The 20376-nt window shown below is 55.6% G+C and carries 19 protein-coding genes; 12 read left to right on the top strand and 7 right to left on the bottom strand.

The window, feature by feature from the left end:
- Nucleotides 1–12: 12 nt before the first annotated feature.
- Together fruK and fruB are read right to left on the bottom strand one after the other, a co-directional pair.
- Nucleotides 13–951: a 1-phosphofructokinase gene (gene fruK / locus AC4OVS_RS07405; protein ID WP_006811313.1), complete on the bottom strand. Its 939-nt coding sequence runs from the start codon at nt 949–951 to the stop codon at nt 13–15.
- Entirely contained in the window at nt 951–2081 is a 1131-nt protein-coding gene (fruB, locus tag AC4OVS_RS07400; RefSeq protein ID WP_022648705.1) for a fused PTS fructose transporter subunit IIA/HPr protein, read from the bottom strand. Before fruB ends, fruK begins: the two co-directional genes overlap by 1 nt.
- Nucleotides 2082–2156: 75 nt before the next feature.
- Here fruB and AC4OVS_RS07395 point away from each other — a divergent pair, with 75 nt between their 5' ends.
- A complete protein-coding gene (locus tag AC4OVS_RS07395) occupies nt 2157–2336 on the top strand; it encodes a hypothetical protein (RefSeq protein WP_139152663.1) in 180 nt (59 codons plus the stop codon).
- A gap of 103 nt (nt 2337–2439) precedes the next feature.
- Complete coding sequence (gene setB, locus AC4OVS_RS07390; RefSeq protein ID WP_032622475.1) at nt 2440–3621, top strand: sugar efflux transporter SetB; 1182 nt, start codon at nt 2440–2442, stop codon at nt 3619–3621.
- Here the strand turns inward: setB and AC4OVS_RS07385 are convergent.
- Nucleotides 3618–3872, bottom strand: a complete 255-nt coding sequence (locus tag AC4OVS_RS07385) for a YkgJ family cysteine cluster protein (protein WP_023300591.1) — start codon at nt 3870–3872, stop codon at nt 3618–3620. The two genes, setB and AC4OVS_RS07385, sit on opposite strands and share 4 nt — an antisense overlap.
- Nucleotides 3873–4036: 164 nt before the next feature.
- On the opposite strand from AC4OVS_RS07385, the gene yeiP reads away from it, so the two are divergent.
- Nucleotides 4037–4609 carry an elongation factor P-like protein YeiP gene (yeiP, locus tag AC4OVS_RS07380; RefSeq protein ID WP_003859355.1) on the top strand — a complete coding sequence of 191 codons (573 nt, stop codon included), beginning with the start codon at nt 4037–4039 and terminating at the stop codon, nt 4607–4609.
- Nucleotides 4610–4725: 116 nt separating this feature from the next.
- Here the strand turns inward: yeiP and uxuA are convergent, their stop codons facing one another.
- Complete coding sequence (gene uxuA, locus AC4OVS_RS07375; RefSeq protein ID WP_022648722.1) at nt 4726–5916, bottom strand: mannonate dehydratase; 1191 nt, start codon at nt 5914–5916, stop codon at nt 4726–4728.
- 205 nt (nt 5917–6121) lie between these two features.
- Between uxuA and AC4OVS_RS07370 the strand changes: the two genes are divergently transcribed.
- The 9 genes from AC4OVS_RS07370 (at nt 6122) to yejF (ending at nt 17712) form a co-directional block, all read left to right on the top strand.
- Complete coding sequence (locus AC4OVS_RS07370; protein ID WP_491922291.1) at nt 6122–7588, top strand: mannitol dehydrogenase family protein; 1467 nt, start codon at nt 6122–6124, stop codon at nt 7586–7588.
- A gap of 123 nt (nt 7589–7711) precedes the next feature.
- Entirely contained in the window at nt 7712–8698 is a 987-nt protein-coding gene (locus AC4OVS_RS07365) for a CobW family GTP-binding protein (RefSeq protein WP_491922290.1), read from the top strand.
- A 33-nt stretch (nt 8699–8731) separates the two neighbouring features.
- The gene (locus AC4OVS_RS07360; RefSeq protein WP_022648725.1) at nt 8732–9436 is read left to right on the top strand and encodes a phosphatase PAP2 family protein; all 705 of its coding nucleotides are present in this window, start codon (nt 8732–8734) and stop codon (nt 9434–9436) included.
- 424 nt (nt 9437–9860) lie between these two features.
- Nucleotides 9861–10430: a bifunctional murein DD-endopeptidase/murein LD-carboxypeptidase gene (gene mepS / locus AC4OVS_RS07355; RefSeq protein ID WP_003859364.1), complete on the top strand. Its 570-nt coding sequence runs from the start codon at nt 9861–9863 to the stop codon at nt 10428–10430.
- A gap of 127 nt (nt 10431–10557) precedes the next feature.
- Nucleotides 10558–12111: a cyclic di-GMP phosphodiesterase gene (locus AC4OVS_RS07350; RefSeq protein ID WP_045308658.1), complete on the top strand. Its 1554-nt coding sequence runs from the start codon at nt 10558–10560 to the stop codon at nt 12109–12111.
- 75 nt (nt 12112–12186) lie between these two features.
- On the top strand, nt 12187–13992 hold the full coding sequence (locus tag AC4OVS_RS07345) for an extracellular solute-binding protein (RefSeq protein WP_491922289.1): 1806 nt from the start codon (nt 12187–12189) through the stop codon (nt 13990–13992).
- A 9-nt stretch (nt 13993–14001) separates the two neighbouring features.
- Nucleotides 14002–15096 carry a microcin C ABC transporter permease YejB gene (locus AC4OVS_RS07340; protein ID WP_003859369.1) on the top strand — a complete coding sequence of 365 codons (1095 nt, stop codon included), beginning with the start codon at nt 14002–14004 and terminating at the stop codon, nt 15094–15096.
- Nucleotides 15096–16121, top strand: a complete 1026-nt coding sequence (locus AC4OVS_RS07335; RefSeq protein WP_045308660.1) for a microcin C ABC transporter permease — start codon at nt 15096–15098, stop codon at nt 16119–16121. The genes AC4OVS_RS07340 and AC4OVS_RS07335 overlap by 1 nt, the downstream gene beginning before the upstream one ends.
- Nucleotide 16122: 1 nt before the next feature.
- Nucleotides 16123–17712, top strand: coding sequence for a microcin C ABC transporter ATP-binding protein YejF (gene yejF, locus AC4OVS_RS07330; protein ID WP_022648729.1), 1590 nt, complete (start codon nt 16123–16125; stop codon nt 17710–17712).
- 3 nt (nt 17713–17715) lie between these two features.
- Here the strand turns inward: yejF and AC4OVS_RS07325 are convergent, their stop codons facing one another.
- The 3 genes from AC4OVS_RS07325 to rsuA all read right to left on the bottom strand — a co-directional run bounded on the left by AC4OVS_RS07325 (nt 17716) and on the right by rsuA (nt 20259).
- On the bottom strand, nt 17716–18060 hold the full coding sequence (locus AC4OVS_RS07325; RefSeq protein WP_003859372.1) for a YejG family protein: 345 nt from the start codon (nt 18058–18060) through the stop codon (nt 17716–17718).
- 276 nt (nt 18061–18336) lie between these two features.
- On the bottom strand, nt 18337–19536 hold the full coding sequence (locus AC4OVS_RS07320; protein ID WP_022648730.1) for a Bcr/CflA family multidrug efflux MFS transporter: 1200 nt from the start codon (nt 19534–19536) through the stop codon (nt 18337–18339).
- 15 nt (nt 19537–19551) lie between these two features.
- Nucleotides 19552–20259, bottom strand: a complete 708-nt coding sequence (rsuA, locus tag AC4OVS_RS07315; RefSeq protein WP_022648731.1) for a 16S rRNA pseudouridine(516) synthase RsuA — start codon at nt 20257–20259, stop codon at nt 19552–19554.
- Between the last annotated feature and the right edge of the window lie 117 nt (nt 20260–20376).

Here is a 20376-nt window from a genome sequence, read left to right as displayed (position 1 = left end):
CCTCTCCTGCTGTTAGTTAAAAGGTTTTAAGTCAACGCGCGCCATCATCGCGGCTAACTGGGTACGATCGGTAATACCGACATTGCTCTGGCTCACGGCCAGGGCCGCAACGGCGGTAGCAAGGCGTAGGGTATGTTCACTGGATTCGCGCATCAGCAGACCGTAGATCAGGCCGCCAACCATCGAATCCCCGGCACCCACGGTGCTGACCACTTCCATAGAAGGCGGTTTGGCAATCCATTCCCCGGAGGCGTTAACCCACAGGGCACCTTCTGCACCCAGCGAAATCACCACATGAGCGATACCCTGCTCGCGCAGCGCATGGGCAGCGTCAATCACATCCTTTAATTCTGGCAGCTTACGGCCCGCCCAGATTTCCAGTTCACGGCGGTTAGGCTTAACCAGCCATGGCGAGGCTTTCAGACCGGCGACCAGCGCGTCGCGGCTGCTGTCAAAAATAATGCACGGGCACTGGCTGCGCAGGCGCGTCATCCAGTCGGTGAACGCTTCCGGGCTGACGCCGGACGGCAGGCTGCCGCTGACGCACACCATGTCAAACTGGCCCAGCCAGCTCAGGGAATCGGCAACGAAGCGCTCCCAGTCAGCCGGGGTCACTTCGAAGCCGGAGAAGTTCAGATCGGTCACTTCACCGTCTTTCTCGGTCAGCTTAACGTTAATACGGGTACGGCCCTGCACAACCTGAAAACGGTTAGCGATGCCCAGTTCACTGAACAACTGCTGAAAACCGTCCTGGTTGTCTTTGCCAAGGAAGCCGCCAACGGTGACGTCGATGCCGAGATCTTTCAGCACCTTCGCCACGTTAATCCCTTTCCCTGCGGCATGCAGGCCGGTGGTTCGCACCAGGTTAACTTCGCCACGCTCAATTTCCGGGCAGAAGCCCACCAGATCGTAAGCCGGGTTCAGCGTAATGGTCGCAACACGTCTGCTCATTATGCGCCCTCCCCCAGACCGGCCGCGATGGCGTCGCCAATCGCTTTCAGCGCCTGTTCAGCATCAGCACCCTGCGCGGTAAAACGCAGACGATGGCCTTTCTTCACACCCAGCGCGACAACTTTCATCAGGCTGCGCCCGTTGGCTGGTTTACCCGAACCGTCCAGATTGGTCACGGTGATCTCACTTTCAAATTGTTTAATGGTATTCACCAGCATGGTGCCCGGACGGGCATGCAGGCCGTGTTCGTTACGCACCACGTACTCTGCGCTCAGCAGGTCGTCCGTCAGCGCATCGTCGCTGGTCAGCAGGGCCAGCACCGTCGCCGCGTCTGCGTTCAGCAGTTTTTCAGCTTTATTGTTCAGCAGCAGATCGCCAAGGCGCTTCAGGACGGATACCGGCTGATCGTCAGCCATGGCAACGGTTACCAGCATCGCGGCGCGTTCGCCGTCTGTCTCAAAGGCAACCGCAGCACGGCTGACCGCGATAGCACTGCGCAGGTTGCCTTCAGCACTGTCGTTCAGCCAGATGCCCTGACCCAGGTTCAAAGGCTTATCATTGATGGTGCGGGTCACAAAGGCGGTATCAGCCGCCCCCACCTCTTTCAGGCGAGCCGCGTTCAGCGCCTGGAGCGTCACCAGATCGGACGCAACGACGTCCAGCATCAGGGTTTCATTATCCAGCTTCAGCGCTTCGCTCTGTTTTTCGCCCATCAGCAGGGCACGCAGCTCTTCAGCAGTGGTGGCGGATTTAAGCTGTTCCGCGACGGCATCATCGCTCAGCACGTGCGTCAGCTGACGCAGCAGGCCCAGATGTTCGTCACCGCTGGCCGCGATACCGATCGCCACGTAAGCCACCTGCCCCTCGCCCCAGAGCACGCCCTGCGGGAACTGGTAAACCTGCACGCCGGTTTTCAGCACCTGATCGCGGGTGTCCGTGGTGCCGTGCGGAATTGCAATACCGTTACCGAGGAAGGTGGAGGTCTGCTGTTCACGCGCCAGCATGCCGTTGACGTAGCCGTCCGCCACGTTGCCAGCCTGCACGAGCGCAGCGGCGACCTGGCGAATAGCCTCTTCTTTATTCCCGGCCTGTTCGCCCGGGTGGATATCCTGAACAGATAACTGGAACATGATTCTCCTCTCCTGCTGAAATTGAATCGTTTCAGCTTAACTGAGAAAATATGCGCTAACCTGCTTCTACAGGACATGCAAGATAGCGCTGAAACGTTTCAAGAAGTCTTGTCTTTTCTACAAAAGGTTGCAAGAAAAGTTACATTTCTTGTTGCAGAATTTAGAAGTGCAGCACATTTCTTCTTCAATAGGGAGGTTTTTGCTGATGTTCAGCAAACAGGTTCAGCACGCTTCAGCGAAACAGCGTTAAACTGAAATGCTATTTTGATTTATTGTGGCAATCTTGATTTTGCCCTCTGTTTATTTAATGACAGGCGGCGTAAACTCCGCCTCTCTCTGTTACTCGCAAAGACTGAACATGCATAACACCCCCGCTGCCGCCTCACCAAAGCCCTTTGATTTGACGTCAACGGCGTTTTTGATTGTTGCTTTCCTCACCGGTATTGCCGGTGCGTTACAAACGCCTACGCTGAGCCTGTTTCTGACCAACGAAGTCCACGCGCGTCCGGCGATGGTTGGCTTCTTCTTCACCGGGAGCGCCATCATTGGCATCCTGGTCAGCCAGTTTCTGGCCGGGCGTTCCGACAGAAAAGGCGATCGCAAAAGCCTGATTGTTTTTTGCTGTCTGCTGGGCGTTTTCGCCTGCGTGTTGTTTGCCTGGAACCGCAACTATTTCATTCTGCTGTTTGTTGGGGTGTTCCTGAGCAGCTTCGGCTCGACCGCCAACCCGCAGATGTTCGCCCTTGCCCGCGAGCATGCCGACCGCACCGGGCGGGAAGCGGTGATGTTCAGCTCGATACTGCGCGCGCAGGTGTCGCTTGCGTGGGTGATTGGCCCCCCGCTCGCCTACGCACTGGCAATGGGTTTTGGCTTTACGGTAATGTACCTCAGCGCGGCGGTAGCCTTCGTGGTGTGTGGCGCAATGGTATGGTTCTTCCTGCCTTCCATGCGTAAAGAGCCGAAAGTGGCGACCGGTACGCTGGAAGCACCGCGGCGTAACCGGCGCGACGCACTACTGTTATTCATTATCTGTACGCTGATGTGGGGAACGAACAGCCTCTATATCATTAATATGCCGTTGTTTATTATTGATGAGCTGCATCTGCCGGAGAAGCTGGCCGGGATCATGATGGGAACCGCCGCGGGGCTTGAGATCCCCACCATGCTGATTGCGGGCTATTACGCGAAGCGCTTCGGCAAGCGCTTTTTGATGCGCATCGCCGCCGTTGCCGGGCTGCTGTTTTATGTCGGTATGCTGACGGTTCATACGCCAGCCCTGCTTCTTGCTTTACAGCTGCTGAACGCCATTTACATCGGCATTCTGGCCGGTATCGGCATGCTCTACTTCCAGGATCTGATGCCGGGTCAGGCAGGCGCTGCCACCACCCTTTATACTAATACCACCCGCGTGGGCTGGATTATTGCAGGCTCACTGGCGGGCGTTGTGGCTGAAATCTGGAACTATCATACGGTGTTCTGGATTGCGCTGGTGATGTGCGTCCTGACGCTGAGCTGCCTGACGCGGATCAAAGACGTTTAAGGCGCGGTGAGCGCTTCCAGCTCAAGCAGGTAAGTGATGGCTTGCTGGCGCGTGCTGCCGCACATTTCGGCGCCAGGCTGGAGCCCGGAGCACACCTTCGGGCGTAAAGGCGAGCCAAAGATCATGCACAGGTTGGAGTCAGAGAGCTGAACGCAGCGGGTATTGGCAGGCTTGCCTTGTGGCATGCCTGGAATGGGGCTTGAGATGGACGGTGCGGTACAGCACGCGCCACAGTCGGAACGACAATCCATACATGCTCTCTGTTGGTGGCAGATGCCCGCGCAGTCGGGCATTGCGCGCACAGTAACACCTTTTATGTATTGATAGCAAAACCCACGAATTCCGCTTGCCTGAAAGGCCGCGCGCGAGTAATTTGGCGCGATATTTTTTACCTCCCGTAAACAGGATTACTGCAATGCCAAGAGCGAACGAAATCAAGAAAGGTATGGTACTGAATTACAACGGCAAACTGCTGATTGTGAAAGATATCGACATTCAGGCACCCAGCGCCCGTGGCGCAGCAACGCTGTATAAAATGCGTTTCTCCGATGTCCGTACCGGCCTGAAAGTGGAAGAACGTTTTAAAGGCGACGATATCGTGGATACCGTGACCCTGACCCGTCGCTACGTTGATTTTTCTTATATCGACGGCAACGAATACGTGTTCATGGATAAAGAAGATTACACCCCGTATATCTTCACCAAAGATCAGATCGAAGAAGAGCTGCTGTTTATTCCTGAAGGTGGAATGCCGGACATGCAGGTGCTGACCTGGGATGGCGTGTTGCTGGCGCTGGAGCTGCCGCAGACCGTTGATCTGGAAATCGTTGAAACGGCACCGGGCATCAAAGGCGCGTCTGCAAGCGCGCGTAACAAACCGGCTACCCTGACTACCGGTCTGGTCGTACAGGTGCCAGAATACCTGTCAGCGGGCGAGAAAATCCGTATCCATATCGAAGAAAAACGCTATATGGGTCGCGCTGACTGATTGTGGCGTTTGCCGGGTGGCGGCTGCGCCTTACCCGGCCTACAAAAACACAAAAACCGGCCTCAGAGCCGGTTTTTCGTAGGCCCGGTAAGCGTAGCGCCACCGGGCAATCAGGCTTACAGAAGCTCTGGATACTTCGTCATTTTCAGCGCCAGCTCAATACCGCGCACTTCCGCCATCCCTTTCAGACGGCCAATCGCCGAATACCCTGGATTCGTTTTCTTGCGCAGATCGTCCAGCATCTGATGCCCGTGATCCGGACGGAACGGGATAGGACGTACATCCCCCGCCTGCTTACGACGTACTTCTTCAGAGAGAATGGCATCCACCACCGCAACCATGTTCACGTCGCCGCCAAGGTGGGCTGCTTCATGGAAGGTTTTTGGATTCTCTTCACGGCAGGTTGCACGCAGGTGAGTGAAATGAATGCGATCCCCAAAGGTTTCGATCATCCGCACCAGATCGTTATCCGCACGCACGCCGTAAGAGCCCGTACACATGGTAAAGCCGTTGTAGATGCTGTCCACCGTCTCTTTTAGCCACTGCATATCCTCAATGGTCGACACGATACGCGGCAGGCCGAGGATTGGGCGGGGAGGATCGTCCGGATGGACCGCCAGCCGCACGCCCGCTTCTTCTGCCACCGGCACGATAGCGCGCAGGAAGTGCGCCATGTTTTCACGCAGCTGGTTTTTATCGATATCGCCATATTCCGCCAGGCGCGCGCGGAACTGATCGAGGGTATAGCCCTCTTCCGCCCCCGGCAGGCCCGCGATAATATTGCGAACCAGCTTCTCAATGTCCGCTTCACTGGCGGCATTGAACCACGCCAGCGCCTGCTGCTGCTCTTCGGCGGTGTAGTCTGCTTCCGCCCCCGGACGCTTCAGAATGTGCAGCTCGAAAGCCGCAAAAGCGATTTGATCGAAACGCAGCGCCTTCGAACCATCGGCCATTTCATATTCCAGGTCGGTACGCGTCCAGTCCAGAATTGGCATAAAGTTATAGCAGACGGTATCAATACCGCAGGCCGCCAGGTTACGAATGCTCTGCTGATAATTCGCAATCCAGGTTTCACACTCACCGGAGTGGGTTTTGATATCTTCGTGAACCGGAATACTTTCCACGACAGACCAGGTTAGACCCTTCTCTGCCAGCTGTGCCTGACGCTTTTGGATTTCCTCCACCGGCCACACCTGACCGTTCGGAATATGATGCAGCGCCGTGACCACACCCGTTGCGCCAGCCTGACGCACATCATCAAGAGAAACCGGATCGTTCGGCCCGTACCAACGCCAGGTTTGTTCCATTGCCCCACCCTCTCAAGTTGTTATACCAATATGGATTACCTCAATGACGACTACCATACATGTTTAATCGAAGTGGTCAACACAGCGCGCGACATTGATTGATCAAACTCACATAACCGGGATATTTACGGCTTACCAATTTAATTTGTTGTCATATAACTTTACACTGGCATTGTTAATTAATGGTTAATCAGGTGTGTACTACATGAAGACTATTGCCTCCACCGCGCTTCCTGCTCATGTCCAGCAGCCCCGCTACGATTGCGAGCAGTTACGCTCCCGCATCGTCCATTTCGGCTTTGGCGCGTTCCACCGGGCGCATCAGGCGTTGTTAACAAACCGGGTGCTGAACGCCAAAGGAGGCGACTGGGGTATTTGTGAGATTAGCCTCTTTAGCGGCGATGTTCTCATGCGCCAGCTCCGCGCGCAGGATCATCTGTTTACCGTGCTGGAGAAAGGTGCCGAAGGCAATCAGCCCATTATTATCGGTGCGGTAAAAGAGTGCCTGAACGCAAAACTCGACTCGCTGGCAGCCATTATTGAGAAGTTCTGCGAACCGCAGGTGGCCATTGTCTCCCTCACCATTACCGAAAAAGGCTACTGCATCGATCCGGCGACGGGGAAACTGGATATGCACAACAGCCGCATTCTGCACGATCTTGAGCATCCGTCTGAGCCGCATTCCGCGCCGGGTATTCTGGTCGAAGCGCTTCATCGCCGCCGCGAGCGCGGCCTGCCGGCGTTTACCGTGCTCTCCTGCGACAACATTCCCGATAACGGCCACGTGGTGAAAAATGCCGTTCTCGGCATGGCCGGAAAGCGTTCCGCAGAGCTGGCCGGATGGATCGAGGCGCACGTGAGCTTCCCTGGCACCATGGTCGACCGAATCGTGCCCGCCGCCACTGACGCCTCACTCGCGGAAATCACCCAGGAACTTGGCGTTGAAGATCCCTGCGCCATCAGCTGTGAACCGTTCATTCAGTGGGTAGTGGAAGATAACTTTGTCGCCGGGCGTCCGGAATGGGAGGTTGCAGGCGTACAGATGGTTGAGGATGTCCTGCCCTGGGAGCAGATGAAGCTGCGGATGCTGAACGGCAGCCACTCCTTCCTGGCGTATCTGGGCTACCTTGCCGGCTACGCGCACATAAATGAATGTATGCAGGACGACAGCTTCCGCGAGGCTGCCCGCAGGCTGATGCTGAATGAGCAGGCCCCTACGCTGCGCATCACCAACGTCGATCTGACAGCCTATGCTGACAGCCTGCTTGACCGCTTCGCCAACCCGACGCTACAGCACCGCACCTGGCAAATCGCTATGGACGGCAGTCAGAAGCTGCCTCAGCGCATGCTGGATGGGATCCGCATGCATCTTGAGCGTAACACCGCCTGGCCATTACTGGCGCTGGGCGTCGCAGGCTGGATGCGCTACGTCAGCGGGACGGACGACCAGGGCAACGCCATTGACGTGCGCGATCCGCTGAGCGACAAGTTTCAGGCCATTGTCGCTTCCAGCAGTGACGCAGAACGCGTTAGCGCCCTGCTGACGCTAAAAGAAATCTTTGGCGACGACCTGCCGCAAAACCCTGTCTTTGTCGAGGCAATCACCGGCGCGTACCAGCGCCTCGTCCGGCTCGGCGCGCGTCAGGCCGTTATCGAAACGTTAAAAATTTAGCGATTATTGCGTTTAAGGCGAACGGTTTTACGCTCCGTTCGCCCTCCCTCTTCTCAATGCCCGATTTTTTCGTCAGGATGATAGATAGTTGTTACTACATCACAATTATTTATCGGAGCGCACGTGACCAAAACCAACCTGATCACCGGTTTTCTCGGCAGCGGTAAAACTACGTCCATTCTGCATTTGCTGGCCAATAAAGATCCGGCGGAAAAGTGGGCCGTGCTGGTCAACGAATTTGGCGAAGTGGGGATCGACGGCGCGTTGCTCGCCGACAGCGGCGCGATGGTGAAAGAGATCCCGGGCGGGTGTATGTGCTGCGTGAATGGTCTGCCGATGCAGGTCGGGCTGAATACGCTGCTGCGTCAGGGCAAGCCTGACCGTCTGCTGATTGAACCCACTGGGCTGGGTCATCCGAAGCAAATTCTTGATTTACTGACCGCCCCGGTCTACGAGCCGTGGCTTGAGCTGCGTGCGACGCTTTGCCTGCTCGACCCCCGCCAGCTGCTGGATGAAAAAGCGATCAATAACGACAATTTCCGCGACCAGCTCGCCTCGGCAGATATCATCGTGGCGAATAAATCCGATCGCGCGACGGCTGAGAGTCAGGCCGCGTTCAATGCCTGGTGGCAGCAGGCTGGCGGTGGACGTCAGTACGTGCAGACCACCCAGGGCAACATTGATGGCGCCCTGCTCGATCTTCCCCGCCTCAACCAGACGCAACTGCCTGCCAGCGCTGAGCATTCGCATAGCCACGGCGCGAAGCAAGGTCTGGCAGCGCTGAGCCTGCCGGAACATCAGCGCTGGCGTCGAAATCTGAACAGCGGCCAGGGACACCAGGCCTGCGGCTGGATCTTCGATGCCGATACGGTTTTCGACACCATTGGTATACTGGAATGGGCGAGACTGGCGCCGGTTGAGCGGGTAAAAGGGATCATGCGCACCCCGGATGGTCTGGTGCGCATTAATCGTCAGGGCGAGGATTTCTTTATAGAAACCCAGAACGTCGCGCCACCCGACAGCCGGGTAGAGTTAATTAGTGCGGTTAATACCGACTGGAATGCCCTCCAGTCAAGCCTGTTGAAGCTTCGTTTAAGTTTGGGCGGCTAACGTTGCCCCTGATTTCACACATTGCTGAAGACTATGACGACTCGACTTCCTGCTATTTTATTGCTCAACGCTGCCGGTCTGGCGATCTTTTTCTCCTGGTATATCCCGGCGGATCACGGATTCTGGTTCCCGCTGGATTCCGGGCTGTTCCACTTCTTTAACCAGGCGCTGGCGAAGAGTGAAGCCTTCCTGTGGCTGGTGGCGATCACCAACAACCGCGCGTTTGACGGCTGTTCGCTGCTGGCAATGGGCTGTCTGATGCTCTCCTTCTGGCTGAAGGAAGACAAAACGGGTCGTCGCCGTATTCTGATTATCGGCCTGGTCATGCTGCTGGCAGCCGTGATTATCAACCAGCTGGCGCAGCATCTGATGCCGGTTAAACGCGCCAGTCCGTCGCTCTCTTTCCCGAATATTAACCGCGTCAGCGAGCTGCTTCATATTCCAACCAAAGACGCCTCGAAGGACAGCTTCCCGGGCGACCACGGTATGATGCTGCTGATTTTTGCTGGCTTCATGCTGCGCTATTTCGGTAAAAAAGCCTTCGCCATCGCCCTGGTTATTGTGGTGGTATTTGCATTCCCGCGGGTGATGATTGGCGCTCACTGGCTGACAGATATCGCCGTAGGCTCCCTCACGGCGGTGTTAATTGGTTTACCCTGGGTGCTGATGACTCCCCTGAGCGATCGCGTAATAAGTATTTTTGATCGCTATCTTCCCGGCAAATTTAAACAAGTCTGAAACAAATAAATAACGCTAATTAACACCATTCATCAGGGATCGTTTTCGATCCCTGAGTCACTTCTTTCCGGCATCATTCAGCGCTGTCATCATTCCGTCATACAATTCGTGATAAAAATGAAGCAATTGCAGGGATTACCGGTATGAATGGCGGCATTTTGAGCAATTCCGCGCTGTAACGTTGTGTATCACATTTTCTTATAAAAAAACGGTCTTTTTTGCTCGCAATGCCCTTTGCAATCGGTTAACCTCGAACTCGTTTTGCCCCATTGAGATAATTATTATCGTGGTGAATAATTTTGTGCGTTGTGCCACAGATTTCACCATAAAGAATTGTCTCATTGTGAACAGATAATTAGTCTCGTCACGGTTGGCATTTTTATAACGATATTTTCGTTAAGGACTTCAAGGGAAAACAAACAAAATGGTCAAATCTCAACCAATTTTGAGATATATCTTGCGGGGGATCCCGGCGATTGCAGTGGCGGTTCTGCTTTCGGCATGTAGTACGACGAACACCGCGAAGAATATGCATCCTGAGACGCGTGTTGTGGGAATGGAAGATTCCTCTTCACTGCAAGCCTCTCAGGATGAATTTGAAAATATGGTACGTAATCTCGACGTTAAGTCGCGTATTATGGATCAGTATGCTGACTGGAAAGGCGTGCGTTACCGCCTGGGCGGCAGCACCAAGAAAGGCATCGATTGCTCCGCATTCGTACAGCGTACTTTCCGTGAGCAGTTTGGGTTAGACCTTCCGCGTTCTACTTATGAACAGCAGGAAATGGGCAAGTCCATTTCGCGCACTAAACTGCGTACGGGCGATTTAGTCCTGTTCAGAGCAGGTTCAACCGGTCGACACGTTGGCATCTATATCGGTAACGATCAGTTTGTCCATGCTTCCACCAGCAGTGGTGTGACGATTTCCAGCATGAACGAACCTTACTGGAAGAAGCGCTACAACGAAGCTCGCCGCGTTCTGAGCCGTAGTTAATATTGCTGTCGTATCGTTGGTTATCCCTTGGCTGGCGATACGATTAAAAAAGCACTGCTCCGGCAGTGTTTTTTTTTGCCCGTTACACTGATAGACATCCAGCGTCATTTCAGGAATCACGACATCTATGTTTACCCGCTACTTCTCCAGCAACCGCAAGATACTGTTTCTCAGTATTCTGACGGGGTTGTTTACCGCCCTGCTTCTGAGTGCGTTACAGTTTTACTGGAGTTATCACAAGCGAGAAGTCAGGTACGATACCCTCATTACGGATTTAAGCGTCTACATGGAGAACTTTTTCGACGAGCTTAAAACCTCTATTGATACGCTCCAGCCGCTCACGCTGAACAGCTGTGAAGAGGTCAGTGCGGCGCTCACCTCACGCGCGGCCTTCAGTATTAACGTGCGCGCCTTTTTGCTGGTCCGGGATAAACAGGCCTTCTGCTCTTCGGCAACAGGTCCGATGAATACCCCGATGGAAACGCTTATCCCTCAGCTACACATCAGCAAACCTGTTGATATCGCGCTCCTGCCGGGTACGCCCATGCTGCCGGATAAACCCGCGATCGCTATCTGGTATCGCAATCCGCTGGTAAAAGACGGCGGCGTATTTACCTCCGTGAACATCAACCTGACGCCTTACCTTCTTTATACGTCACGTCAGGATGAATTTTCCGGAATATCGATCGTCATTGGCGACTCCGCGTTATCCACCCAGTCCGGAATGCTGGTTCAGGCGCGGGATTTGCCTGACGTCCCCGCTCGCACCGCCACGCTGAAAAATATTCCTCTGACCGTTAACGTCTATGCGCAAGCCTGGAAGACCGATGAACTGCTTTACGCCGTGTTCTTCGGCCTGGTCTGCGGTATTGCGGCAGGTCTGCTGAATTTCTATATTCTCACTATCCGTCTTAATCCCGGGAAAGAGATCCTTACGGCCATCAAGCACGACCAGTTCTACGTGGTCTATCAGCCCGTCGTGGATGCGCAGTCGCTCAGAATGACCGGGCTGGAAGTCCTGATGCGCTGGAAGCACCCGGTGATGGGCGAAATTCCACCGGATGCCTTTATTAACTTCGCTGAAGCGCAGAAGCTGATTGTCCCGCTGACGCTGCATCTTTTTGACCTGATTATCCGCGATGCCCCTGTCCTGCAAACGGTGCTCCCGCCTGGGGCCAAGTTTGGGATCAACATCGCGCCCGGTCATCTGCATGCGGAAAGCTTTAAGGAGGATATGCGCGCGTTTGCCGCTGCCCTTCCGCCCGATCACTTCCAGATTGTGCTGGAAATAACCGAGCGCGACATGATCAACCACCGCGAGGCAAATCAGCTGTTTGAATGGCTGCACAATGAAGGTTTTGAAATCGCCATCGATGATTTTGGCACCGGCCACAGCGCGCTGATCTATCTGGAACGCTTCACGATGGATTACCTGAAAATTGACCGTGGCTTCGTGAATGCCATCGGGACTGAAACCGTTACCTCGCCAGTGCTTGACGCGGTGCTGACGCTGGCAGAACGCCTGAATATGTTAACCGTCGCCGAGGGTGTTGAAACGCCCGAGCAGGCGGCGTGGCTGCGCGAGCATGGCGTGAACTATCTTCAGGGCTACTGGATCGGCCGACCAATGCCGCTGGAGCAGTTCAGGACGTGGCAACCCGACATCACGCTCGGGGAATAATTTCACAATCACGGCGCTGTCCCTTATTATTCTCCTCAACCGAGCCTGCCTGTGAACAAAGGGATCCGCCGCACTATGATTATGCGCGTTGTATTGATGCTGTTGGCGCTGGTGAGCCTGTCGGGCCAGGCGCAGACCATCAAAGAGAGCACGGCCTTTGCCGTCATTGGCGAGCCGAAGTATGCGGTCAACTTTACTCACTACGATTATGTGAACCCCGCCGCCCCGAAAGGCGGGAACGTGACGCTTTCCGCGATCGGAATGTTTGACAACTTTAACCGCTTCGCCCTGCGCGGCGTGGCGGCAGCGCGTACCGAATCCCTCTATGACACGCTGTTCGTCACCTCCGACGACGAGCCCGGCAGCTATTATCCCCTGGTCGCTGAGAATGTGCGTTACGCCGATGATTTTAGCTGGGCAGAAATCGCGATTAATCCGCGGGCGCGTTTTCACGACGGTACGCCGGTTAGCGCCCGCGATGTGGCGTTCACCTTTCATAAATTTATGACCGAAGGCGTGCCGCAGTTTCGTCTGGTGTACAAGGGCACCACGGTGAAAGCCATCGCCCCGCTGACCGTGCGAATCGAACTCCCTGAGCCAAACAAAGAGAATATGCTGAGCCTGTTCTCCCTGCCCGTCATGCCCGAATCATTCTGGAAAAACCATAAGCTGAGCGATCCCCTCTCTTCCCCGCCGCTGGCCGGAGGACCGTATCGCATTACCGACTGGCGAATGGGCCAGTACGTGATCTATTCCCGCGTGAAAGATTACTGGGCAGCCACGCTGCCGGTAAACCGGGGCCGCTGGAACTTCGATACAATCCGCTACGACTACTACCTGGATGATAACGTGGCCTTCGAGGCGTTTAAGGCAGGCGCATTTGATTTACGTGTCGAGAACAGCGCCAAAAACTGGGCGACCCGGTATATCGGAAAAAATTTCGCGAAAGGCTATATCGTTAAAGACGAACATAAAAACGAATCCGCGCAGGACACGCGCTGGCTGGCGTTTAATATTCAGCGCCCGGTTTTTTCCGATCGTCGGGTGCGTGAAGCTATTACCCTGGCGTTTGATTTCGAATGGATGAACAAAGCGCTGTTTTACGGAGCCTACAGCCGGGCGAACAGCTATTTCCAGAATACTGAATATGCCGCCCGTGATTATCCCCACGCGGACGAGCTGGTTTTGCTGGCGCCAATGAAAGCGGAGCTCCCGCCGGAAGTGTTCACCCGCCTATTTGAACCGCCAAAATCCGACGGAAACGGGTTCGACCGGGACAACCTGCTGAAAGCCAGCAAACTGCTGGATGACGCTGGCTGGGTGTTGAAAAATCGGCTACGAGTAAATGTTAAAACTGGTAAGCCGCTCAGCTTCGAACTGCTGATTGCCTCCGGCGCAAACGATCAGTGGGTGCTGCCGTTTAAGAAGAACCTTGCCCGTCTTGGGGTGACCATGAATATCCGCCAGGTCGATATTGCCCAGCTGACCAACCGCAAGCGCAGTCGCGATTACGACATGATGCAAACCCTGTGGGCTGCCCAGCCGTGGCCGAGTTCAGACCTGCAAATCTCCTGGGCATCGGGGTATATCGACTCCTCCTACAACGCTCCGGGGGTAAAGAGTCCGGTGATTGATGCGCTGATCGCGAAAATCGTTGCCGCTCAGGGCGATAAAGAGAAACTTCTGCCGCTCGGGCGCGCGCTTGACCGGGTGTTAACCTGGAACTATTACATGCTGCCGATGTGGTACATGGGTGAAGATCGCGTGGCCCGCTGGGACAAATTCTCCCTGCCCGCCGTTCGCCCGGTTTATACGCTTGGTTTTGATACGTGGTGGTATGACGTGAATAAAGCCGCAAAACTGCCCGCAGCGCGGCGTTGAGGAGTGACGATGGGCGCTTATCTTATCCGCAGGCTGCTGCTGGTTATCCCGACGCTATGGGCCATCATTACCATTAACTTTTTTATCGTGCAGATTGCCCCCGGCGGCCCGGTGGACCAGGCGATTGCGGCCATAGAATTTGGTCACGCTGGCGGCATGCCGGGCGGCGGCGGTGAAGGAATGGGGGCCAGCCATGCCCGGACGGGCGTGGGCAATATCAGCGAAAGCCACTACCGGGGCGGTCGGGGACTGGATCCGGAGGTGATCGCCGAGATCACCCATCGCTATGGTTTTGACAAGCCGCTGCACGAGCGTTATTTCAGGATGCTCTGGGATTATGTCCGTTTCGATTTTGGCGACAGCCTGTTTCGCAGCGCCTCGGTGCTAACCCTGATCAAGCAAAGCCTTCCGGTTTCCATCACGCTCGGACTGTGGGGGACGCTGATTATTTATCTGGTCTCCATTCCGCTGGGGATCCGCAAAGCGGTCTACAACGGTAGCCGTTTTGATATCTGGAGCAGCACGTTCATTATCATCGGCTACGCTATCCCGGCGTTTCTGTTTGCCGTGCTGCTGATTGTCTTTTTCGCTGGCGGCAGTTATTTCGACCTCTTCCCGCTGCGCGGGCTGGTCTCTGCGGATTTCAGCACGTTGCCGTGGTATCAGAAAATCACCGATTACTTCTGGCACATCACGCTTCCCGTGCTGGCGACGGTTATCGGCGGTTTTGCGGCGCTTACGATGCTGACCAAAAATGCCTTTCTTGATGAGATCCGCAAACAGTACGTCGTCACCGCGCGCGCCAAAGGCGTCGGTGAAAAGCAGATTATGTGGAAGCACGTTTTTCGTAACGCCATGCTGCTGGTGATTGCCGGTTTTCCCGCCACGTTCATCAGTATGTTTTTTACCGGCTCTCTGCTGATAGAAGTGATGTTCTCTCTCAACGGTTTAGGGCTGCTCGGCTATGAGGCCACCGTCTCCCGTGATTACCCGGTGATGTTTGGCACACTGTACATTTTCACCCTGATCGGCCTGCTGCTGAATATCATCAGCGATATCAGCTATACGCTGGTCGATCCCCGTATCGATTTTGAGGGCCGCTGATGTTGCGTTTAAGCCCCGTCAATCAGGCCCGCTGGGCGCGCTTTCGCCACAACCGTCGCGGCTACTGGTCGCTGTGGATCTTCGCCGTCCTGTTCGCCTTAAGTCTGTGTTCCGAACTGATTGCCAACGATAAACCCCTGCTGGTGCATTTCAAAGATCGCTGGTACGTGCCGGTGCTTACTACCTATAGCGAAAGCGATTTTGGCGGTCCGTTTGCGACGCCAGCCGAGTATCAGGATCCCTGGTTACGTGAACAGATCGCGCAGCATGGCTGGGCGCTTTGGGCACCGATTCGCTTTGGCGCGAACAGTATTAACTACGCCACGTCCACCCCCTTCCCTTCCCCGCCTTCCTCGCAGAACTGGCTGGGAACGGACGCCAACGGCGGCGATGTGCTGGCGCGCATCCTCTATGGCACCCGCATCTCGCTCCTGTTTGGGCTGCTGCTGACGCTCTTTAGCAGCGTAATGGGCGTCGTGGCGGGCGCCGTGCAGGGCTATTACGGTGGAAAAATCGATTTGTGGGGGCAGCGCGTAATTGAAGTCTGGTCCGGTATGCCGACGCTGTTTCTGATTATCCTGCTGTCCAGCGTAGTACAGCCTGGCTTCTGGTGGCTGTTAGGCATCACCGTCCTGTTCGGCTGGATGGCACTGGTCGGCGTGGTGCGTGCGGAGTTTCTGCGCACGCGAAATTACGATTATATTCGCGCCGCGCAGGCGTTAGGCGTGAGCGATCGCGCAATCATCTTCCGTCACATGCTTCCCAATGCAGTGGTGGCGACCCTCACCTTCCTGCCGTTTATTTTGTGTAGCTCCATTACCACCCTGACGTCGCTTGATTTTCTTGGTTTCGGTTTGCCGCTGGGCTCACCGTCTCTTGGCGAACTGCTGTTGCAGGGCAAAAACAACCTCCAGGCCCCCTGGCTGGGCATCGCCGCATTCCTCTCCGTGGCTGTGCTGCTTTCCCTGCTGATTTTTATTGGCGAAGCCGTGCGCGATGCCTTCGATCCCAACAAGGCGGTATGACATGACCCGGCCTCTTCTGAGCATAGAAAATCTGTCGATTGCGTTTTCAAAGCAGGGCGAATCTCGCCCGGTGGTGACGGATTTATCGTTGCAGATCCAGCGCGGAGAGACGCTGGCGCTGGTCGGGGAATCCGGCTCCGGTAAGAGCGTTTCGGCACTGTCGGTGCTGCGCCTGCTCCCTTCCCCGCCGGTCAGCTATCCGCACGGGGATATTCTGTTCCATGGACAATCCCTGCTGAACGCTGATGAGCAAACCCTGCGCGGCATTCGTGGCAATAAGATTGCCATGATTTTTCAGGAGCCGATGGTGTCGCTCAATCCATTGCATACGCTGGAAAAACAGCTCTATGAAGTGCTGTCACTTCATCGGGGAATGCGTAAAGAGGCAGCGCGGGGGGAAATTCTGGACTGCCTTGAACGCACCGGCATTCGTAATGCGGCGAAACGGCTGAACGATTTCCCGCATCAGCTTTCCGGCGGCGAGCGCCAGCGCGTGATGATCGCGATGGCGCTGCTGACGCGCCCCGAACTGTTGATTGCGGATGAACCCACCACCGCGCTGGACGTCACGGTGCAGGCGCAAATTCTGCAACTGCTGCGTGAACTGCGCGACGAGCTGAACATGAGCCTGCTGTTTATTACGCATAACCTGGGCATCGTGAAAAAGCTCGCTGACGCGGTGGCCGTGATGCAAAACGGCCGCTGCGTCGAACAGAACAGGGCAACTGCCCTGCTGAGCGCGCCTCAGCACCCGTATACACAGCGCCTGCTCGATAGCGAACCCTCTGGCGACCCGGTTCCGCTTAACGCTGACAGCGCACCGTTGCTGAAGGTTGAGGACCTGTCGGTGTCATTCCCGATCCGCAAAGGCATTTTGCGTCGCGTGGTCGATCACAATCATGTTCTGAAAAACATGAGCTTCTCTCTGCGTCCGGGCGAGTCGCTTGGGCTTGTGGGCGAATCCGGTTCGGGCAAAAGCACCACCGGCCTGGCGCTGCTGCGCCTGATCGCCTCGCAGGGAAGCATTCTCTTTGACGGCATGCCGCTGCAAAACCTGAGCCGCCGCCAAATGCTGCCCGTCCGCCCGCGGATGCAGGTGGTCTTTCAGGATCCGAACTCTTCGCTGAACCCGCGGCTGAGCGTATTGCAGATTATTGAAGAGGGCCTGCGCGTTCATCAGCCCGCGCTGACGGCACAACAGCGTGAAATCGACGTGAAGCGCGTGATGGCGGAAGTGGGTTTAGATCCCGATACCCGGCACCGGTATCCGGCTGAGTTTTCCGGCGGACAGCGGCAGCGTATAGCGATTGCCCGCGCGCTGATCCTGAAACCGGAGCTGATCGTGCTGGACGAGCCTACCTCTTCACTGGACCGCACCGTGCAGGCGCAAATTCTGGCGCTGCTGAAGGGGCTACAGGAAAAGCATCGGCTGGCCTATATCTTTATCAGCCACGATTTACAGGTGGTGCGTGCGCTTTGCCATCAGGTGGTGGTATTGCGGCAGGGAGAAGTCGTTGAGCAGGGAGAGTGCCAGCGCGTATTCACTGCGCCTGCGCAGGATTACACGCGCCAGCTATTGTCCGCTGACTAGCACTCAGAAAGGATATTGACCGGAGAACGGTTCGGCAATCGCCACGCCGAAGTTTTTCAGACGGCAGGTCGCAGCAAATTCATCCTGGCTGTTAACAAACAGGCACGGCTCACCTTCGCATTCCAGCACGGAGCTGTCTACTTCGATGTCCGTCAGCGCCTGGCTGAGACGTTCCATAACCGGCCACGCATTTTCATCGCTCGGGCTAAGCAGCTTGAGCGCCACCAGACAATTATCCTCCCCGGCAACGCTTTGCGGAATCGGTTCAACTTTCGAACCTGCAAAACCCGTCGACCAGCGATAGCTCTGGGGCAAGCGATGGACAATGGAGAGTTGTAATGTATTCACGTTCAGATCCCCGGAAGCAAATTTACTTCACAATTTATTTACATTTATAGTAACACATCATCGCCAACCTGCACTGTTTAGCGGATTTTATAGGCGTTGCAGGCTCACGTCGGCGCTATATGTACCCGTTTCTGCGATCTAACTCAACCTTTTTAAATACAATGATGTGACTTTTTACATAAATAGATTTTACATAAAAGAAACAAACACCGGGTAAACGAACCGAGGGTTGGTTGATATGGGTCAACAAAAAGGCCCGTTTCGGGCCTTAAGTGCTCATTTATGCGCCGTCTTACGGGGCCGGCTGGCGTAAAGATAGAAGAGGATGGAGCAAGTCGCGCAGAGGGCAATCGCCCACAGCATCGGCCAGGCAGTATTAAACGTCGCCATTGAGAGCAGCGCCCCGACAATCGCGCCAATCCCGAAACGGAACGTCCCTGCCAGCGACGAGGCGGTGCCCGCCATATGCGGGAATTCGTCGAGGATCACCGCCATCGCGTTGGATGAGACCATCGAGACGCAGCCAACAAACGCCGCCACGCCCACCACCAGCGCCCAAAAACCTACGCCCAACAATGCGCTCAATACCAGCCAGATAGCCATCACGAACTGGATCCACAGCCCGGCGCGGAACATATTCAGCGCCCCGACCCGCCGGACAAAGCGGCTGTTGATAATGGTCATCACAAACAGGAACACGATATTCAGCGCGAAGTAGTAACCAAAGTGCTGGGGTGACACATGGTTCAGTTCGATGTACACAAACGGCCCCGCGCTCAGGAACGAAAACATCCCGGCAAAGCTAAAGCCGCTGGCCAGCATATAGCTCAGCACGCGCTTATGGCGAAACAGCGAGGCAAAGTTGCCAAGCGTGGTGCGGACGTGAAACTTCTGACGGCGCTCGACCGGCAGCGTTTCATCGATAAAGACGAAGATCATCACCGAGGCCAGCAGCGCGGCAATCGCCAGGATCCAGAAAATCGCATGCCAGCTGAACCACACCAGCACCGCCCCGCCCACCATGGGGGCGACCAGCGGCGCAATGGTTGTGACCAGCATGACGAACGACATCATGCGTGAGAACTCTTCCTTCGGGTAGATGTCGCGCATCAGCGCGTTAATCACCACGCTTGCCGCAGCCGCAGCCAGGCCATGGAAGAAACGCATCACGATCAGCTGATCGATACTCTGCGCCAGCGCGCAGGCCACCGCCGCTGCGGCAAATATCAACGTCCCGCCCAGAATAACGGGTTTGCGCCCCAGGCTGTCTGCCATTGGGCCATAAAAGAGCTGGCCGAGCGCAAAACCAAGAATGTAGGTGCTGAGCGTCATCTGTGCGCTGCCTGCCGGTACGCCAAACTGCGCGGAAATCACCGGCAGCGCGGGCAGATACATATCGATAGACAGCGGCATCAGCATGGCCAACAGGCCAAGGATAAATACGATTTTAAACGACGAGTGTGGCCTGGTGGTCACAGGGTTCTCCTGAATTTAGCGTGAAAGCAGCCCGACGCTGGCAATCTCTTCTTCCGTCAGCGGGCGATATTCCCCTGGCGCCAGGTCTGGATCGAGTTCAATCGCGCCGATACGTTCACGATGCAGCCCCACAACGTGGTTGCCCACGGCGGCAAACATCCGTTTCACCTGGTGGTAACGGCCTTCACTGATGGTCAGACGGACGTCCGTTGGGGTAATGACTTCCAGCACCGCCGGTTTGGTCAGATCTTTTTCATTATGTAGCTGAACGCCTTTCGCGAATTGCTCTGCCGTGTCATCCGAGACCGGCGACTCAAGTGTCACCCGATAGGTTTTCTCACAGTGATGGCGCGGGGAGGTGATGCGGTGCGACCACTGACCGTCATCGGTCATCAGCACCAGGCCGGTGGTATCAATATCCAGTCGCCCTGCCGCATGCAGCTTGTGCGCCACAGGTTCGTCGAGGAAGTAGAGCACCGTCGGGTGATCCGGATCGTCCGTTGAACAGACGTAACCTTCCGGTTTGTTGAGCATGAAGTAGCGCGGGCCATTCTGCTGGGTCAGCGGGTTGCCGTCATACTCCACCTGGTGGTCAGGCTGGAGTTTAAAAGCGCTGTCTTTCACAATGTCGCCGTCCACGGTTACGCGGCTGGCGCGAATTTCACGCCCGGCAATAGCGCGGCTTACGCCGAGTTGCTGAGCGATAAACTTATCAAGTCGCATGAAATCTTTTTAGCCTTAATGGTGCTGGAAGTCGGACTACGCGTCCGAAAAAGAAGCATTCAGAAACAGTTCAGTATAATGGTCTGGTTGCGCCACTCAAGGGAAAAAGTTTCGTGG

The sequence above is a fragment of the Enterobacter sp. 4974935 genome, assembly GCF_058661735.1.
Note: the sequence above shows the minus strand (reverse complement) of the source record. Positions and strands in the feature narration are given on the sequence as shown.

Excerpts from the sequence above, each read along its gene's own strand:
- fruK (WP_006811313.1), bottom strand. The coding sequence starts at position 951 with ATGAGCAGACGTGTTGCGACCATTACGCTGAACCCGGCTTACGATCTG.
- fruB (WP_022648705.1), bottom strand. The coding sequence starts at position 2,081 with ATGTTCCAGTTATCTGTTCAGGATATCCACCCGGGCGAACAGGCCGGG.
- AC4OVS_RS07395 (WP_139152663.1), top strand. The coding sequence starts at position 2,157 with ATGCAAGATAGCGCTGAAACGTTTCAAGAAGTCTTGTCTTTTCTACAA.
- setB (WP_032622475.1), top strand. The coding sequence starts at position 2,440 with ATGCATAACACCCCCGCTGCCGCCTCACCAAAGCCCTTTGATTTGACG.
- AC4OVS_RS07385 (WP_023300591.1), bottom strand. The coding sequence starts at position 3,872 with ATGGATTGTCGTTCCGACTGTGGCGCGTGCTGTACCGCACCGTCCATC.
- yeiP (WP_003859355.1), top strand. The coding sequence starts at position 4,037 with ATGCCAAGAGCGAACGAAATCAAGAAAGGTATGGTACTGAATTACAAC.
- uxuA (WP_022648722.1), bottom strand. The coding sequence starts at position 5,916 with ATGGAACAAACCTGGCGTTGGTACGGGCCGAACGATCCGGTTTCTCTT.
- AC4OVS_RS07370 (WP_491922291.1), top strand. The coding sequence starts at position 6,122 with ATGAAGACTATTGCCTCCACCGCGCTTCCTGCTCATGTCCAGCAGCCC.
- AC4OVS_RS07360 (WP_022648725.1), top strand. The coding sequence starts at position 8,732 with ATGACGACTCGACTTCCTGCTATTTTATTGCTCAACGCTGCCGGTCTG.
- mepS (WP_003859364.1), top strand. The coding sequence starts at position 9,861 with ATGGTCAAATCTCAACCAATTTTGAGATATATCTTGCGGGGGATCCCG.
- AC4OVS_RS07350 (WP_045308658.1), top strand. The coding sequence starts at position 10,558 with ATGTTTACCCGCTACTTCTCCAGCAACCGCAAGATACTGTTTCTCAGT.
- AC4OVS_RS07345 (WP_491922289.1), top strand. The coding sequence starts at position 12,187 with ATGATTATGCGCGTTGTATTGATGCTGTTGGCGCTGGTGAGCCTGTCG.
- AC4OVS_RS07340 (WP_003859369.1), top strand. The coding sequence starts at position 14,002 with ATGGGCGCTTATCTTATCCGCAGGCTGCTGCTGGTTATCCCGACGCTA.
- AC4OVS_RS07335 (WP_045308660.1), top strand. The coding sequence starts at position 15,096 with ATGTTGCGTTTAAGCCCCGTCAATCAGGCCCGCTGGGCGCGCTTTCGC.
- yejF (WP_022648729.1), top strand. The coding sequence starts at position 16,123 with ATGACCCGGCCTCTTCTGAGCATAGAAAATCTGTCGATTGCGTTTTCA.
- rsuA (WP_022648731.1), bottom strand. The coding sequence starts at position 20,259 with ATGCGACTTGATAAGTTTATCGCTCAGCAACTCGGCGTAAGCCGCGCT.